This window comes from Gibbsiella quercinecans (genome assembly GCF_002291425.1).
In the GTDB taxonomy this organism is placed as follows: Bacteria; Pseudomonadota; Gammaproteobacteria; order Enterobacterales; family Enterobacteriaceae; genus Gibbsiella; species Gibbsiella quercinecans.
The window spans coordinates 5,302,849-5,318,224 of record NZ_CP014136.1; the positions used below are offsets into that span (position 1 = coordinate 5,302,849).

The 15,376-nt window shown below is 59.0% G+C and carries 13 protein-coding genes; 3 read left to right on the forward strand and 10 right to left on the reverse strand.

Features of this window, described 5'->3' with window-relative positions; translation table 11 throughout:
- Positions 1 to 28: 28 nt before the first annotated feature.
- Positions 29 to 1,186: an FAD-dependent urate hydroxylase HpxO gene (gene hpxO / locus ACN28Q_RS24110; protein ID WP_095848656.1), complete on the reverse strand. Its 1,158-nt coding sequence runs from the start codon at positions 1,184 to 1,186 to the stop codon at positions 29 to 31.
- A gap of 205 nt (positions 1,187 to 1,391) precedes the next feature.
- Positions 1,392 to 3,002 (reverse strand): inorganic phosphate transporter, encoded by a 1,611-nt coding sequence (locus ACN28Q_RS24115; protein ID WP_095848657.1) that lies wholly within the window; start codon positions 3,000 to 3,002, stop codon positions 1,392 to 1,394.
- 429 nt (positions 3,003 to 3,431) lie between these two features.
- Between ACN28Q_RS24115 and ACN28Q_RS24120 the strand changes: the two genes are divergently transcribed.
- Entirely contained in the window at positions 3,432 to 4,457 is a 1,026-nt protein-coding gene (locus ACN28Q_RS24120; RefSeq protein WP_095848658.1) for a transporter, read from the forward strand.
- Positions 4,458 to 4,467: 10 nt separating this feature from the next.
- Here ACN28Q_RS24120 and ACN28Q_RS24125 read toward each other — a convergent pair whose 3' ends face one another.
- The 7 genes from ACN28Q_RS24125 to ACN28Q_RS24155 form a co-directional block, all read right to left on the reverse strand.
- Positions 4,468 to 5,703, reverse strand: coding sequence for a Zn-dependent hydrolase (locus tag ACN28Q_RS24125; RefSeq protein WP_095848659.1), 1,236 nt, complete (start codon positions 5,701 to 5,703; stop codon positions 4,468 to 4,470).
- On the reverse strand, positions 5,700 to 6,191 hold the full coding sequence (locus ACN28Q_RS24130; RefSeq protein WP_095848660.1) for an L-2-amino-thiazoline-4-carboxylic acid hydrolase: 492 nt from the start codon (positions 6,189 to 6,191) through the stop codon (positions 5,700 to 5,702). Before ACN28Q_RS24130 ends, ACN28Q_RS24125 begins: the two co-directional genes overlap by 4 nt.
- Positions 6,192 to 6,214: 23 nt before the next feature.
- Positions 6,215 to 7,324: a branched-chain amino acid ABC transporter substrate-binding protein gene (locus ACN28Q_RS24135; protein ID WP_230469538.1), complete on the reverse strand. Its 1,110-nt coding sequence runs from the start codon at positions 7,322 to 7,324 to the stop codon at positions 6,215 to 6,217.
- Positions 7,325 to 7,400: 76 nt separating this feature from the next.
- Positions 7,401 to 8,114, reverse strand: coding sequence for an ABC transporter ATP-binding protein (locus tag ACN28Q_RS24140; protein ID WP_095848662.1), 714 nt, complete (start codon positions 8,112 to 8,114; stop codon positions 7,401 to 7,403).
- Positions 8,107 to 8,877, reverse strand: a complete 771-nt coding sequence (locus ACN28Q_RS24145; protein ID WP_095848663.1) for an ABC transporter ATP-binding protein — start codon at positions 8,875 to 8,877, stop codon at positions 8,107 to 8,109. The genes ACN28Q_RS24140 and ACN28Q_RS24145 overlap by 8 nt, the downstream gene beginning before the upstream one ends.
- Positions 8,874 to 9,986 carry an ABC transporter permease subunit gene (locus tag ACN28Q_RS24150; protein WP_095848664.1) on the reverse strand — a complete coding sequence of 371 codons (1,113 nt, stop codon included), beginning with the start codon at positions 9,984 to 9,986 and terminating at the stop codon, positions 8,874 to 8,876. Before ACN28Q_RS24150 ends, ACN28Q_RS24145 begins: the two co-directional genes overlap by 4 nt.
- A 14-nt stretch (positions 9,987 to 10,000) precedes the next feature.
- The gene (locus ACN28Q_RS24155) at positions 10,001 to 10,951 is read right to left on the reverse strand and encodes a branched-chain amino acid ABC transporter permease (RefSeq protein WP_095848665.1); all 951 of its coding nucleotides are present in this window, start codon (positions 10,949 to 10,951) and stop codon (positions 10,001 to 10,003) included.
- 169 nt (positions 10,952 to 11,120) lie between these two features.
- Here ACN28Q_RS24155 and ACN28Q_RS24160 point away from each other — a divergent pair, with 169 nt between their 5' ends.
- Both ACN28Q_RS24160 and ACN28Q_RS24165 read left to right on the forward strand, forming a co-directional pair.
- A complete protein-coding gene (locus ACN28Q_RS24160; RefSeq protein ID WP_230469533.1) occupies positions 11,121 to 12,053 on the forward strand; it encodes a LysR substrate-binding domain-containing protein in 933 nt (310 codons plus the stop codon).
- A 119-nt stretch (positions 12,054 to 12,172) separates the two neighbouring features.
- Entirely contained in the window at positions 12,173 to 13,138 is a 966-nt protein-coding gene (locus tag ACN28Q_RS24165; protein ID WP_095848667.1) for a DMT family transporter, read from the forward strand.
- Positions 13,139 to 13,171: 33 nt separating this feature from the next.
- On the opposite strand, the gene fusA is transcribed toward ACN28Q_RS24165, so the two are convergent.
- Entirely contained in the window at positions 13,172 to 15,277 is a 2,106-nt protein-coding gene (fusA, locus tag ACN28Q_RS24170) for an elongation factor G (RefSeq protein WP_095848668.1), read from the reverse strand.
- Positions 15,278 to 15,376: the final 99 nt, after the last annotated feature.

Here is a 15,376-nt window from a genome sequence, read left to right on the forward strand (position 1 = left end):
CTGTACTTACTGGCAAGCCGCTGCAACCTTAGGCCAACGGCCCGCCCAGAATGGTTTCCCGCATGCCGGTAAGGATGCGTTCACCGGTTTCGCTTTTCAGCTCTTCGTACCAATCGTGAGTCACGGCCATCTCTTTGCCGTGGGTCACATCACAGCGTTTGCGCGCTTTTAACACCAGATCTTTTACCCGGTAGCTGCGTTTTTCCTGATAGCGCTGCAGGGCATCGGCTATGCCCAACGAGTTGGTTTGCAGGGCAATGGCCAACACCACGGCGTCTTCCATCGCTGCGCAACCGCCCTGGCCGATATCCGGCGTGGTGCTGTGCCCGGCGTCGCCCAGCAACGCTACGCGCCCGCGCACCAACTGCTCGAACGGTTCAATATCGTGGATCTCGATACGGTTAGTGGTGGCCGGATCAATCGCGGCGATCAGTTTTTGCACCGGAGCGGCCCAACCGGCAAAGTAGCGTTGCAGATCGTCGCGCACCGTGCTGCGATCTTCCGGCAAGCCTTTTTCCAGCGGCACATCGAAGAAAAAGTAAAAACGGTTGCCGCAAACCGGCATCAGCGAAACGCGTTTGCCTTCGCCGACAAAAGTGGTCCACTGGTTGGCCGGCGCGATGCTTTCATCAATGGTGACCAGCCCGTTCCAATTAACGTACCCCGCATAGCGGCGCTCAACCTGCTGGCCCAGCACGTAAGGGCGGATCACCGAGTGGGTGCCGTCCGCCGCCACCAGAAAATCGCCGTGCGCCTGGCTGCCGTCTTCAAACCAGGCGGTGACGCCGGCGGCGGTTTCTTCAACGCCGCTAACACGTTTACCGAACTGCACCTTATCGCGGCCGTAAGTCTCCAGCAGCATATCCTGCAGTTCGGCGCGTGCGACCGGGTAAGGGCGCTCACCCACGCTTTCCACCAGAGGATCCAGGCTAAAACGGGTCAGGGTTTGGCCTTTTTGGTACTCGTTATAGGCCATGTAGTGCATTGGCCCGCCCAGTTGGCGCACCTGCTCTTTCATTCCCAGATAGTTGAGGCACTTCACGCCGTTCGGCCAGATCGAAATGGCTGCGCCGACCGGCTTAATTTCTTTTACCGCTTCATAGACCTCGGTTTCGATGCCGAAGCGCCGTAATGCGATAGCCGCGCATAGCCCGCCGATACCACCGCCAATAACAATTGCTTTCATGTTTTTCTCCTTTTTTGCTACCTAAGGAAAGCAATTTTCATACCAGTGTTTTACATCGCCGGTGGCCGCAGTGATGCGGGCAGATTGCAGATCATTGATTCATTGTGGGGCAGGATATGCGCTGTTTTAGCGCATCGGGGTGAAATCGTGCGCCAACGGCCAGCAACGGCAACGCTGCCTGTGCCACGTTGGCGCAACGAGAAGGTTAGAAATGGTTGAAGAACCAGTATAAGCCGGCGGCGAGCAGGATTGACGCGGGTAGCGTCAGCACCCAGGCCATCAGCAGGTTACGCAACGTGGCCATCTGCAGGCCGGATTTGTTGGCCGCCATGGTGCCGGCAACCCCGGATGAGAGCACGTGGGTGGTGGAAACCGGCAGGCCGAAAGCGTCCGCGGCGCCGATGGTGGTCATGGTGACCAACTCGGCGCTGGCGCCCTGGGCATAGGTCAGGTGGGTTTTGCCAATTTTCTCGCCCACGGTGACCACAATGCGCCGCCAACCCACCATCGTACCCAGGCCAAGGGCGATGGCGACCACCACTTTCACCCAGAAGGGGATAAAGCGGGTGGAGTGATCCAGCTCGGTCTTCAGTGCGTCCAAATTACGCACGGTGTTGGCTGGTAGCGTCAGTTGCTTCTCGCTTTTCAGGTGTTTAATGGTCTCTGAAGCCAGGTACATATCATTACGGGTGTTGGAAACCACCTGCGCCGGGATCTTATCGACCGAACCGTATTGGCGGATACCATCACCGATAATGCCCGTCAGTTGCGCCAACGCGGGCAGCACGTCCGGCACCAGTTCGCCGGTGCGCACATAGTTGGTCAGCACCTCACGCGCCGGGGCTTGGCCAACCGGTGGGAATTGGCGCAGCAGCTCGTGTTTGGTTACCGTTGCCAGTGCGGCAACCCGCGGAATTTGATCCGGCGGCAGCGCCCGGTTCAGGGCATAGGCGATCGGCATGGTGCCAACCAGGATCAGCATGATAAGCCCCATGCCTTTTTGGCCGTCATTGGAGCCGTGAGCAAAAGAGACGCCAGTGCAGGTCAGGATCAACAGGCCGCGGATCCACAGCGGCGGCGGGGTGTTGCCTTTGGGCGCGGTATACAACTGGCGATTTTTAACGAACGCTTTCAGCACTATCAGCAACAGCGCAGCGAAAACAAAACCAATCACCGGCGACAGCAGCAACGAGTAGCCGACTTTCAGTGCCTGATCCCAGTCAACGCCGCTGGTGCCGGTGCGCCCGTGAATCAAGGCATTGGCGATGCCAACGCCGATGACCGAGCCAATCAACGTATGCGAGGACGATGCCGGCAGGCCGAGCCACCAGGTACCCAGGTTCCAGATAATGGCGGAAAACAGCAGGGCATACACCATGGCAAACCCGCTGCCGGTGCCCGCCTGCAAAATCAACTCCACCGGCAACAGGGATATTATCCCAAACGCCACGACGCCGCTGGAGAGCAATACGCCCAGAAAATTAAAAAAGCCGGACCAAACCACGGCTACCGTCGGTGATAATGAGTGGGTATAAATAACCGTTGCCACCGCATTGGCGGTATCGTGAAAGCCATTGACGAATTCGAAGCCCAGCGCAATCAACAGGGCCATACCTAATAACAAAAAGGGAACGTAACTGGTGTATACTCCGCCAGCATCGGTGACATCATTAAATAAATTAACCCCTGCAAACGCGATCCCAATGACTAATAAAAACACAAAAAAAAGAACAGTCATACGGCTGTTCTGTTTGTATATTTGCGGTCGGCCTGGCGCGGGTTGCGCACTTGACTCTATAGCACTGTTATCGCTCATAAATTACCTTCATTTTTCAAAATTACGAAAGATTCCCGCTATTACCTCGTTCGCGGGCATTTTAATTATTCGCAATAATTATGACTTTTTTATGACGCAAAAATTAAGCCTCGGCCAAGATGTAGTCGCTTTGGGATTGAATTGATCCGGCAATTAAAATAAGTTTAACGCATGGCGCCCGGCGCAAAATACTATACCCAAAATAATTCGAGTTGCAGGAAGGCGGCAACGCAGTGAATCCCCAGGAGCTTACTCCAGTAAGTGACTGGGGTGAGCGACAAATCTGCCGGGAGCAGATTTGAACGCTGTTGGCAGCGGCCCCGAAGGGGCGAGGCCCAGGGATGGGCCGAGTAACTAAGCCAACACACCTGCAACTTGAAGTATGAAGGGTAAATAGCTGGCTCTACGGAATAATGGGACATTTGATATATGGTTCAGACGGTTGCTGAAAGAATACACAGGCTGGATTTTGATGATGAGGTGACCGGCCTGATTTGCGGCCACGTGTTTCGCCCTGACGAAGCGCCGCAGAAAATGTCTTCGTCAACCATTTGCCAGGCCTACCGCGCGTTGCCGCCCGGGGGCGGTTTTGTCTGGCTGCACCTGAACCTTAACCACGCTGCAGCGGAAAAGTGGCTGAAAAATCATTTCGCCATCCCGGACTTTTTCTTTGAGGAAATCCGCCAAGGCTCATACACCACGCGCATTGAGCGGCAGGGCGAAGATCTGTTTGCGGTGCTCAACGATGTCAATTTCCACCCGAAAGAAACCAACCCGGAAGTTTCAACGCTGTGGCTGTATTGCTGCAGCCAACTGATTGTGACGGTGCGGCATAAGCCGCTGCGGCTCATCGAGCAGGTGCTGCGGCGGCTTGATGCGTTATCTGTGGCCTCCACCACCGAACTTCTGGCGCAGCTGTTGGAAGAACAAGAGGACGTGCTGGAGCAAATAGTGCGCCAGGCCAACCAAAACGTCGACGCGATCGAAGACCGGCTGCTTAGCCATCACGTGCAACAAAACCGCACCGAACTGGGGCAGATGCGCCGGCTACTGTTGCGCTTTCAACGTCTGCTGGCCCCCGAGCCGGCATCGCTATTCCGCTTGCTGAACCGCCCGCCGGCCTGGCTGAGCCGCGAAGGACTGCAGGATTTGCGCCAGTTCGCCGAAGAGTTCACCGTGGTGCTGAACGATCTGGTGGCGTTGACCGAGCGAATTCGCCTGCTGCAAGAAGAGATCGGCGCCAAGCGCATGGAGCAAAATAACCGCACGCTGTATACCCTGACGGTGATCACGGTGCTGGCGTTGCCAATCAACATCGTCGCCGGCTTTTTCGGCATGAACGTGGGCGGCATTCCGCTGGCGGGCAACCACCACGGGTTTATCCTGTTGGTGCTGCTGGTCGGCGCCTTCACGCTGGTTACCGGCTATCTGGCGTTAAAACGCCGCGACGAATAGCGCTCCAAGGTCAGGTTGCCGGCACGCCGGCCTGATCGATCAGTGCATGAAGCAACACATTGGCGCCGGCGGTAGACCAGGCCGGCGTAATGTTTTCCAGCTCGTTATGGCTAATGCCGTCAACGCAGGGGATGAATATCATCGCCGTGGGCGCAACCCGGCTAAGGTAGCAGGCATCATGGCCGGCGCCGGACACCATATCGCGATATGAATAGCCCAACCGCTGCGCCGCCTGGCGCACGCTGGCAATGCAACCGGCGTTGAAGCTCACTGGCGGATACTGGAATATGCGTTCGGCAGAGGCGGCCAGCCCGTTGCCGTTAACGGCGGCTGCTGCAGCGAACAGTTGCTGTTCCATCTGTTCCAGCACCGCTTCCTGCGGGTGGCGAAACTCCACGCTGAAAAATACCTTGCCCGGCACCACGTTCCTGGAGTTCGGCGTAATCTGCGCCATTCCCACCGTGGCGCGCGCATCCGGCATAAAATCAAGGCCGATGCGGTTAACCGCCTCCACGGTGCGGGCAAAACCGAGCAAAGCATCGCGGCGGCGGTCCATCGGCGTTGTGCCAGCATGGGCGCTGAAGCCGACGATGGTCAGTTCATACCAACGCTGGCCCTGCGCATGGGTAACCACGCCAATCTGCACCTGTTCGGCTTCCAGCACAGGGCCTTGTTCGATGTGCAATTCAAAGGCGGCGTGGATCGGCGTGCCGCCGACCGGATGCTCGCCGGCATAGCCAATCTGTTGCAGCGCCTGGCCGATCGTGACGCCCTGAGCATCGGCGCGCGAAAGCCCGTAGGGCAGATCGAACACGCCGGCGAACACGCCGGAGGCGATCATCGCCGGCGCAAAGCGCGCGCCTTCTTCATTGGTCCAGTTGATCACTTCAATTGCACGTTCGGTGGTGATCTGCCGGTCATTCAAACTACGAAGCGCCTCCAGGCCGGACAGCACGCCGTAAACCCCGTCGAAACGGCCGCCGTTGGGCTGCGAGTCCACGTGCGAGCCGGTCACCACTGGCGGCAGATCGGGGCGGGCGCCTTCGCGGCGCAAAAACATGTTGCCCATTTGGTCGATCCGCACGCTACAGCCGGCCTCTTGCGCCCATATCCGCAGTTGGTTGCGCGCTAACCGGTCTTCCTCACTGAGCGCCAGGCGTGTGACACCGTCTTTAGGAATAGCGCCGAACTGCGCCATATCCCGCAGGCTTTGCCACAGGCGTTCACCATTCACCTGTATCGTCATTTTTCCTCCTTGGGCGTTTGAACCGCATAGCGGAAATCGCAGCAGGGCGCCCCGCCCATGATCGTTTGCTTGCGCTGCAAGGCCACCTCCGGCGCGTAACCGACGATAAACTGACTGTCGCGCGCACAGGAGAGCAGGTGGCCTATCTCGCCCAGCCCCATTTCGTGATACATCTCGGCATAGCGGCAGCGGGTCACATCATAGTCAAAGTGCTGTTCATCCTGATGGATCACCTTCACCTGCAGCGCGTCGTCTTTTTCCCACAGGTATTGCAAGGCGACGAAACTTTGCAAATCAGCGCCATTGGGCTCCTGAGCCGCGAATTCCCGGCCTGCCGCCACGGCGGCGTTTTCGATGGCTTCGCCAATCACTGCCTGCGCGCGCGCTTTGCCTATCTCACGCACCAGGATCTGATAAATCGGTTTGATAATCTCCGCTTCGATCCGCCGCCGGGCCAGAATGCCTAATTGGTCGTTTGCACAGCTCATTACCTTGTTCCTCTTTGTGTTGATTACTGTTTCGTGCCGCCCAGCACCGTTTGCGGCTGCCATTTGCCCGCCACCACCTTGTAAACGGTGAAACTTGGCTGCAGCAGGTTGCCCTGTGCATCGAAGGCGAGGGTACCGGTCACGCCCTGGTACTGAATCGCACGCAGTTTCGGCAGGTACTTAGCCGGATCGGCGGAGTCCGCCTGTTCAATCGCCGCGATCAGCACCCGGGTGGCGTCATAGGCGAAGGGCGCATGCAGTTCGATATGGGTTTTGTAGCGATCGCGATAGGCCTGCTCAAACGCCTTGCCGCCCGGCATTTGTTCCACCGGCAGGCCGGGCTCCAGCGCCACCACGCCTTCGCCTTCCTTCTGCGCCAGCGTCAGGAAGGTTTGGCTGACAAACCCGCCGGCGCCCATCAGCGTGGCATTGATGCCAAGTTGTTTGATACGGCGCGCTAACGGCGCGGCCTGCGAGTCCACGCCGCCGAAGAAGATCAGGTCGGCGTTTTTGCTGCGGATGGATGTCAGCACGGCGCTGAAATCCACCGTTTTGTCATCGACATACTCACGGGCGACAACCTGCACCCCTTGCGCCGCCAACGATTTGATAAACTCATCCGCCAGCCCCTGGCCGAAAGCGGTGCGATCGTCAATGACCGCTACGCGTTTGGCCTTCAACACATTGACCGCATACTGCCCGGCGTAGTTGCCGCCGTCATCGTCGTGGCCCATCACGCGGAAGCTGGTATCAAAGCCTTGTTGGGTATAGGCGTGGCCGGTGGCAACCGGGGCCACCTGGGCGATGCCCGCGTCATGATAAATACGGGCGGCCGGAATACTGGTGCCGGTGTTCCAGTGGCCAACCACGCCCGCCACACCCTGGTCCACCAGGCGCTGCGCGACTGCAACCGCGGTGCGCGGATCGGACTGATCGTCTTCCGACACCAGCTTAAACGTCACCGGTTTGCCGCCCAGAGTTGGGTTCTGGCTGTTGGCGTCGCGGATTGCCAACTGTGCGCCGTTCTCCAGATCTTTACCAATCCTGGCCGACGGCCCCGTCAGCGGCCCGGCCAGGCCGATCAGAACCGTGTCGGCGGCGGCTGCCTGCGGGCTATTGCCGAGCGCGGCCATAACCGCAGCCGCCAGTGAGAGAGTGTGCAACGTTTTATTTTTCATGATGTTGTTTCCCGGTGTAGTGAGCCAATGATTATTCGCCTAAATAGGCCTGTTTGATTTTTTCGTCGTCCAGCATGCCGGCCGAAGGACCGCTATGGCTGAGGTTGCCGCTGTCGAGCACATAGGCCCGATCGGTAGCCTCAAGCGCCAGGCGCGCGTTTTGTTCGACCAGCAGCAGCGTTACGCCGCTTTTTGCCAGCGTTTTGATCACCTCAAAAATCGCTTCTACCATGATTGGCGCCAGCCCCATTGAAGGCTCATCCAGCACCAGTAACCGTGGGCGGCTTAGCAGAGCGCGGCCAATGGCCAGCATTTGCTGTTCGCCCCCGGAAAGTAGCCCCGCCTGTTGCTGCAACCGTTCGCGCAGCCGCGGGAATATCTCATTGACGCGTGCCATATCCTGCCGAATCGCCGCTTTGTCGCGGCGTGCGTAGGCGCCAATCTGCAAATTCTCCAGCACCGTCATGCGGGCAAAAATGCCGCGCCCCTCCGGCGCCATCACCAGCCCCTGTTGCAATAAACGATGTGGGGGAACGCCGCGGATAGATTTACCGTTGAAGTACACCTCGCCGCCAAAAGGTTGCAGCCCGGTCAGCGCACGCAGGCTGGAGGTTTTTCCCGCGCCGTTAGCACCAATCAGCGTGACCTGTTCACCCTGGTTAACGTGAAAATCAATGCCTTTCACCGCGTGGATACCACCGTAGGAGACGGCCAGCTGTTTAACCGCCAGCAAAGGTTCAGACATGAGCGGATCCTCCCAGATAGGCCTGTATGACTGCCGGATCGCGGCGCACCTGTTCAGGCCGGCCTTCGGCAATCACCCGGCCGTAGTCCAGCACGGTGAGGCGATCGCACAGCCCCATCACCAGCTTGACGTCATGTTCAATCAGCAACAGGGTTTTACCGCTGTCACGGATGCGCAGCAGCAGTTCGCGCAGTGCGACCTTTTCGCCGGCGTTCATCCCGGCGGCGGGTTCATCCAGCGCCAACAGTTTGGGCTCGGTTGCCAGCGCGCGGGCGATTTCCAGGCGGCGCTGGTGCCCGTAGGACAAATCCCCGGCGCGATAATGGGCGAATTGGCCGATGCCGACGTATTCCAGCAGCGCATGCGATTTCGCCAGCGTATGGTTTTCTTCCTCCCTGGCGCGCCGGTGACGGGCGATCGCGGCCCACAGACCATTGCGGGTGCGGGCATGGCAACCCACCATGACGTTTTCCAGAACGCTCATCTCATTGAACAGCCGGAGATTTTGAAAGGTGCGGGCAATGCCGGCCTGCGTCACTTTGTCGATCGCCTGCGGTTTGTATCGCTGCCCCTGCAGGCTAAAGTCGCCGCTGTCGGCGCGATACAACCCAGTGATCAAGTTGAAACAGGTGGTTTTGCCCGCGCCGTTGGGGCCGATCAGGCCGTAAATTTCGCCTTGCCGGACCGCCATACTGACGTTGTTGACCGCGACCAGTCCGCCAAAGCGTTTGTTGACATCAGCCAGTTGAAGCAACGGGATCATGAGGCGCCTCCTTGTTGGTGGCGCGCGGGCCACAGGCCGGCAGGGCGGTAGAGCATCACCAGAATCAGCGCCAGCCCGTAAAACAGTTGGCGGATAATCTCGGGATCGATCAGCACCTGGCCGAACAGCGTTTGTTGCAACGGCCCCATGCTGCTGCGCAGAAATTCCGGCAGCGCCGCCAGCAGCAGGGCACCCAGGATCACGCCGGGAATATGCCCCATACCGCCAAGCACTACCATCGCCAGCACGGCAATCGATTCTTGCAAGGTGAAGGATTCCGGCGAGACAAAGCCCTGAAATGCGGCGAACAAGGCGCCGGCTATGCCGCCGAAGGTCGCGCCAATGGCAAATGCCAGCAGTTTGAAGTTGCGGGTATTGATACCCATAGCGCGGGCGGCGTCTTCATCTTCGCGAATGGCGCCCCAGGCGCGGCCGATGCGTGAATGCTGTAGCCGAATGCAGACGAACAGGATCGCCACCAACAGCGCGGCGAACAGATAATAGTAGAAATATAACGATGAAAAGCGGATGCCGAACAGCTCGTGCATGCCGGTAAATTTCACCCCGAACAGGCTGACCGGCTCAATCCCCGAAATGCCCTTTGGGCCGTTGGTGATATTGATCGGCCGATCCAGATTGCGCATAAGGATACGGATGATTTCACCAAAGCCGAGAGTGACGATGGCCAGGTAATCCCCCCGCAGGCGCAAGGTCGGCGCGCCAAGCAGGATGCCGCACACTGCAGCCAGCACGGCGGCCAGCGGGATCAACAACAGGATCGGCATATGCAGGCCGCCGGGAAACCATTGCAGCAGCATCGGGAACTGGGTAACCAGATGCGGCGATGACAATAGCGCGGCCAGATAGGCGCCCACGGCGTAAAAGGCGATAAAGCCCATATCCAGCAGGCCGGCGAAGCCCACCACGATGTTCAACCCCAGCGCCAACATCAGGTACAGCAGGGCAAAATCCATTACCCGCACCCAGTAATTGCCGCCGGCGGCCCCCACCAGCCACGGCGCCAACAGCAGCCCGGCGATGAACAGCGTGGTGCCGAACCAGGGGCGCCGTGCCGCTGAGGCCTTGGCAGGAGAAGTCAGTGTCATCATTTTTGGCGCTCCATTTAGGATCGGGTGGCAACGCGTTCGCCCAGCAGGCCGGACGGGCGAAAAATCAGCACGGCGATCAGCACCAGGAAGGCGAACACATCCTGATAATTACTGCCGAACGCACCGCCGGTCAGCGTGCCGAGGTAACCGGTGCCGAGCGATTCGATCAACCCCAGCAGCAGGCCACCGAGCATGGCGCCGCGCAGATTGCCAATGCCGCCCAGCACGGCCGCCGTGAAGGCTTTAATACCGGGCAGGAAACCCATCGAGAAGCTGGCGCTGCCATAGTTGCTGGCCATCATGATGCCGGCTAACGCAGCCAAAGCACCGCCCAGAGCAAACGTGACGGTGATGATGCGGTTAGGGTTAACGCCCATCAGGCTGGCGACCTGGCTGCTTTCCGCCGTGGCGCGCATTGCCCGCCCCAGGCGTGAATGCTCAACCAACAGCAATAAGCCGCCCATGACCAACAGGGCCGCGGTTACCGTGGCGATGCCGGTGCCGGTGATCACCGCCGGCGGATGGCCGGCGCTGCCGGGGGTTAACGCGATAGGCTCCATCGGCAGTAGCTGCGGGAACATCAGCGGGTTGCGTGACCAAATCAACATCGCCAGCGTCTGCAGCAACAGCGATACCCCAATGCCGCTGATGAGCGGCGCCAGGCGCGGCGCATTGCGCAGGCGGCGGTAGGCCAGGCGTTCAATGCCCATCGAAACCAACGCACAGGTCGCCGCGGCGATGGCGGCCGCAATCCCTAGCACCAGGTAAGGAGAAATATCGGGAAAATGCTGTTGTAGCAGTGTAATGGTGGATAGGGCGCTCAATGCGCCGACCATCAGCACGTCGCCATGGGCGAAATTGATAATGCGCAAAATGCCGTACACCATGGTGTAACCCAGGGCGATTAAGGCATAAATGCTGCCAAGCAGTACCCCGTTGATGGTCTGCTGTATCAACGTATCCATAGGGCAAATTCTCTAAAGGCGTGATTTACCGTTCACAGTAGAGAATTAAAATTTTTTGTGAAATACGGAAAAATAATTTCTTATACAAAAATTGTGTGTTTTTAATTTATTGATTTTAATCTACATTAATTTTACCCACTCACTGCGCCTACTGAAAAATAGTCAATATATGAAAAAAACAGAACAGTACGAACATCCGTTGCCGACCATGCCCAACGATCCACCGCTGCGCGCGGTGCGTGCGTTCGAGGCCATTGCTCGCCTGGGCAGCATCAGCGCCGCCGCGCGCGAACTGGCGATCTCGCCCTCGGCGGTCAGCCACCAGTTGAAAACGCTGGAGGCGTTTCTGCAAATGCCGTTGACCGAGCGCCAGGGGCGGCGCCTGATCCTGCGTAACGAAGGGCGCGAATATTACCGTTCTATCCGCTCCGCATTTAACGTGTTGCGCCAGGCGACCGAGCACGTGCGTGAGCAGTCCGCATCGCGCCAGGTGACCATCAGCCTGATCCCCTTGTTCGGCATGGGCTGGTTTATCCCGCGGCTACGCGGCTTTCTGCGGGAAAACCCGGATATCGACATTAACGTGGTCTATGCCAACCACCGCAATTATTTCAGCGATGCGGCTGATATCTCGATCCGCTTCGGCATGGGCCAGTGGCCCGGTTATCACAGTGAAAAACTGATGTCCGGCAAGATGATCCCGGTTTGCAGCCGCGGCTTTATGCAACTGCACGGCGTGCTGGATACGCCGGATCAGTTGGCGCCGTTGCCGCTACTGCACGATGAGGAGCGCAATACCTGGATGCAGTGGTTCCAACTGGCCGAGGTGAAGCGCCCGCTGCGCAGCACCGGCCCGATGTTTGAAGATGGCCTGTTGACGCTGGCCGCCGTTCAGGCGGGGCTGGGGTGTGCGCTGATGCGCGAGCCGCTGATCGAAAACTATCTTCAGCGCGGCGAACTGGTGAAGCTGTTCGATTTGCCGATTGACGATGGCCGTGATTACTACCTGTGCGTGCGCCAAGACACAGAGCTTTCCCAGGAAGGGCAAGAGTTGCAGCAGTGGTTGAAACGTGAGGCTGCGGCTTCAACGGCAGCCGGTTAAGCTAATGCATGGCGCCGCGCGATGCGTAATAAGACAAACGCCTGAAAAAACCGTAAGCTGGCACACGAATATACCCGAAGTGTATGCCTACGCGGCTGTGCGTGGTTGATGGAGTCTTTATGTTTGCAGGGGTGTTGTTTGCGCTGGCCGCCGGGTTGATGTGGGGGCTGATTTTCGTTGGGCCGGAAATGGTGCCTGACTACCCGGCGGCGTTGCAGTCCACCGGCCGCTATCTGGCCTTTGGCCTGCTGTCACTGCCGCTGGCATGGTGGGATCGCCGCCGTTTGCTGCGGCTGCAACGGCAAGACTGGGTGGAGGCGCTGAAGCTGACGTTAATCGGCAATCTGCTGTATTACTTTTTTCTCGCCAGCGCGATTCAACGCACCGGCGCGCCGGTCTCCACCATGATCATCGGCACGCTGCCGGTGGTGATCGCGATCAGCGCCAACCTGTTTTACGGCCGGCACGACGGCCAACTGCCGTGGCACCGGCTTGCGCCGGCGCTAGCGCTGATCGTCGTCGGGCTGGTGCTGGTCAACATTGCCGAACTGCGGGCCAACGCCGAGCCGGTCAATGCCTGGCGCTATGGCAGCGGCCTGCTGCTGGCCATCACGGCGGTGATCTGCTGGACCTGGTACCCGCTGCGCAACGCCCGCTGGCTGCGGCAGAACCCGACGCAGCGCCCATCCACCTGGGCCACCGCGCAAGGGGTGGTGACGTTGCCGCTGGCGCTGGTCGGCTATCTGGCGGTTTGTGGGCAGTTGGCCATCAGCCAACCGGCATTCGCCGTGCCGTTTGGCCCCCGGCCGGCGGTGTTTATCACGCTGATGCTGGCGATCGGCATTCTGTGTTCATGGGTGGGGGCGTTATGCTGGAATGAAGCGAGCCAACGCCTGCCAACGGTGTTGGTGGGGCCTCTTATCGTGTTTGAAACGCTTGCCGGGCTGGCGTATACCTTCATGCTGCGCCAGGCCTGGCCGCCATTGCTGACCGTGGCTGGGATTGCCTGCCTGATATTGGGCGTGATTACCGCCATGCGGATCCGCCCGAAGCCGGTGGTGGTACAGGTGAGCGTAGAGAAATAGCGCCTGCCGCACAATGCGGCAGGCAGGGGGAGGTTAGCGTTTTCGGTGGTTGATGATCTCTTCCGCCACGTTGCGCGGCGCTTCGGCGTAATGGCCAAACTCCATGGTGAAGGTGGCGCGGCCCTGGGTCATCGAACGCAGGGTGGTGGAATAACCGAACATCTCCGACAGCGGAACCGTGGCGTGGATGGCTTTGCCGCCGCCGCCGGGAATGTCTTCCATCCCTTGCAGTTGCCCGCGCCGTGACGACAAATCGCCCATCACGCCGCCGGCATAATCCTCCGGCGTTTCCACTTCAACTTTCATGATCGGCTCCAGGATCACCGGCTCGGCCTGGCGGCAAGCCTCTTTGAAACCGAAGATGGCCGCCATACGGAAGGCCTGTTCGGAGGAGTCAACGTCATGGTAAGAACCGAAGGTCAGGTGCACCTTGATATCCACCACCGGGTAACCGGCCAAAATGCCGTTGTTCATCGCTTCCTGAACGCCTTTTTTCACCGCCGGGATATATTCGCCCGGGATCACGCCGCCTTTGATTTCATCGAAAAACTCGAAGCCCTTGCCGGGTTCGTTCGGCTCAACGGTCAGCACCACGTGGCCATACTGGCCCTTACCGCCGGATTGGCGAACAAATTTGCCTTCCACATCAACCACTTTACGGCGAATGGTTTCACGGTAGGAAACCTGCGGCCTGCCGGTATTGGTTTCCACGCCAAATTCACGCCGTAGGCGATCGACGATGATCTCCAGGTGCAGTTCGCCCATGCCGTAAATCAGCGTCTGGCCGGACTCTTCATCGGAGCGCACCTGGAACGACGGATCTTCAGACATTAGGCGCTGCAGGGCGATGCCCATTTTTTCCTGGTCGGCTTTGGTCTTGGGTTCGATCGCCTGGGCGATCACCGGCTCTGGGAAGACCATCCGCTCAAGCGTGATGATGGCGTTCGGATCGCACAGCGTGTCGCCGGTGGTGACATCCTTCAGGCCCACGCAGGCAGCGATATCGCCGGCGTGCAGCTCATCCACGTCTTTACGGTCGTTGGCATGCATTTGCACAATGCGCCCAATGCGCTCTTTCTTGCCTTTCACCGGGTTGTAAACGCTGCTGCCTTTGGCGAGCACGCCGGAATAGACGCGCACAAAGGTCAACTGGCCGACGAACGGGTCGGTCATCAGTTTGAAGGCCAGCGCAGAGAATTTTTCGTTGTCGTCGGCGCGGCGCGTCACGATGTTGTCGTGCTCATCGTGGCCTTCCATTGGCGGCACATCCAGCGGTGAGGGCATCAGCTCGATTACTGCATCCAACATGCGCTGCACGCCTTTGTTGCGGAAGGCCGAACCGCACAGCATCGGCTGGATTTCACCGGCGATGGTGCGGGCGCGCAGGCCGGCGACGATCTCCTGTTCGCTCAACGCTTCGCCGCCAAGGTATTTTTCCATCAGCGCTTCCGAACCTTCGGCCGCCGCTTCGACCATCTTTTCCCGCCATGCATTGGCGGATTCCAACAGTTCCGGCGGGATCGGCTCAAAACTGAACCGCATGCCCTGGGTTTCATCATCCCAGAAAATGGCCTGCATGCGCACCAGATCCACCACGCCCGCAAAGTGCTCTTCGGCGCCGATCGGAATGACAATCGGCACCGGGTTGGCTTTCAGACGATCGATCATCATTTGCCGCACGCGGAAGAAATCGGCGCCCATGCGGTCCATTTTGTTGACGAACGCCAGGCGTGGCACCCGGTATTTATTGGCCTGGCGCCAGACGGTTTCCGACTGCGGCTGCACGCCACCCACCGAGTCATACACCATCACCGCGCCGTCCAGTACGCGCATTGAGCGCTCAACTTCAATGGTGAAATCGACGTGCCCTGGGGTATCAATGATATTGATCCGGTGCTGTGGGTAACTGTGTTCCATCCCGTTCCAGAAACAGGTGGTGGCGGCTGAGGTGATGGTAATACCGCGCTCTTGCTCCTGCGCCATCCAGTCCATGGTGGCGGCGCCGTCGTGCACTTCGCCCAGCTTGTGACTGACCCCGGTATAAAACAGAATCCGCTCGGTCGTCGTGGTTTTGCCGGCATCAATATGCGCCGAGATGCCGATATTGCGGTAGCGTTCAATGGGGGTAGTACGTGCCATAATCAACCTTACTTAGCCATTTGGCGTGGGGCGGCGCAGGTTCTTTCCCAACAGGCGGTGGGCGAGACCCGGCCAGTCTTATAGAGTAATAGCATTGCC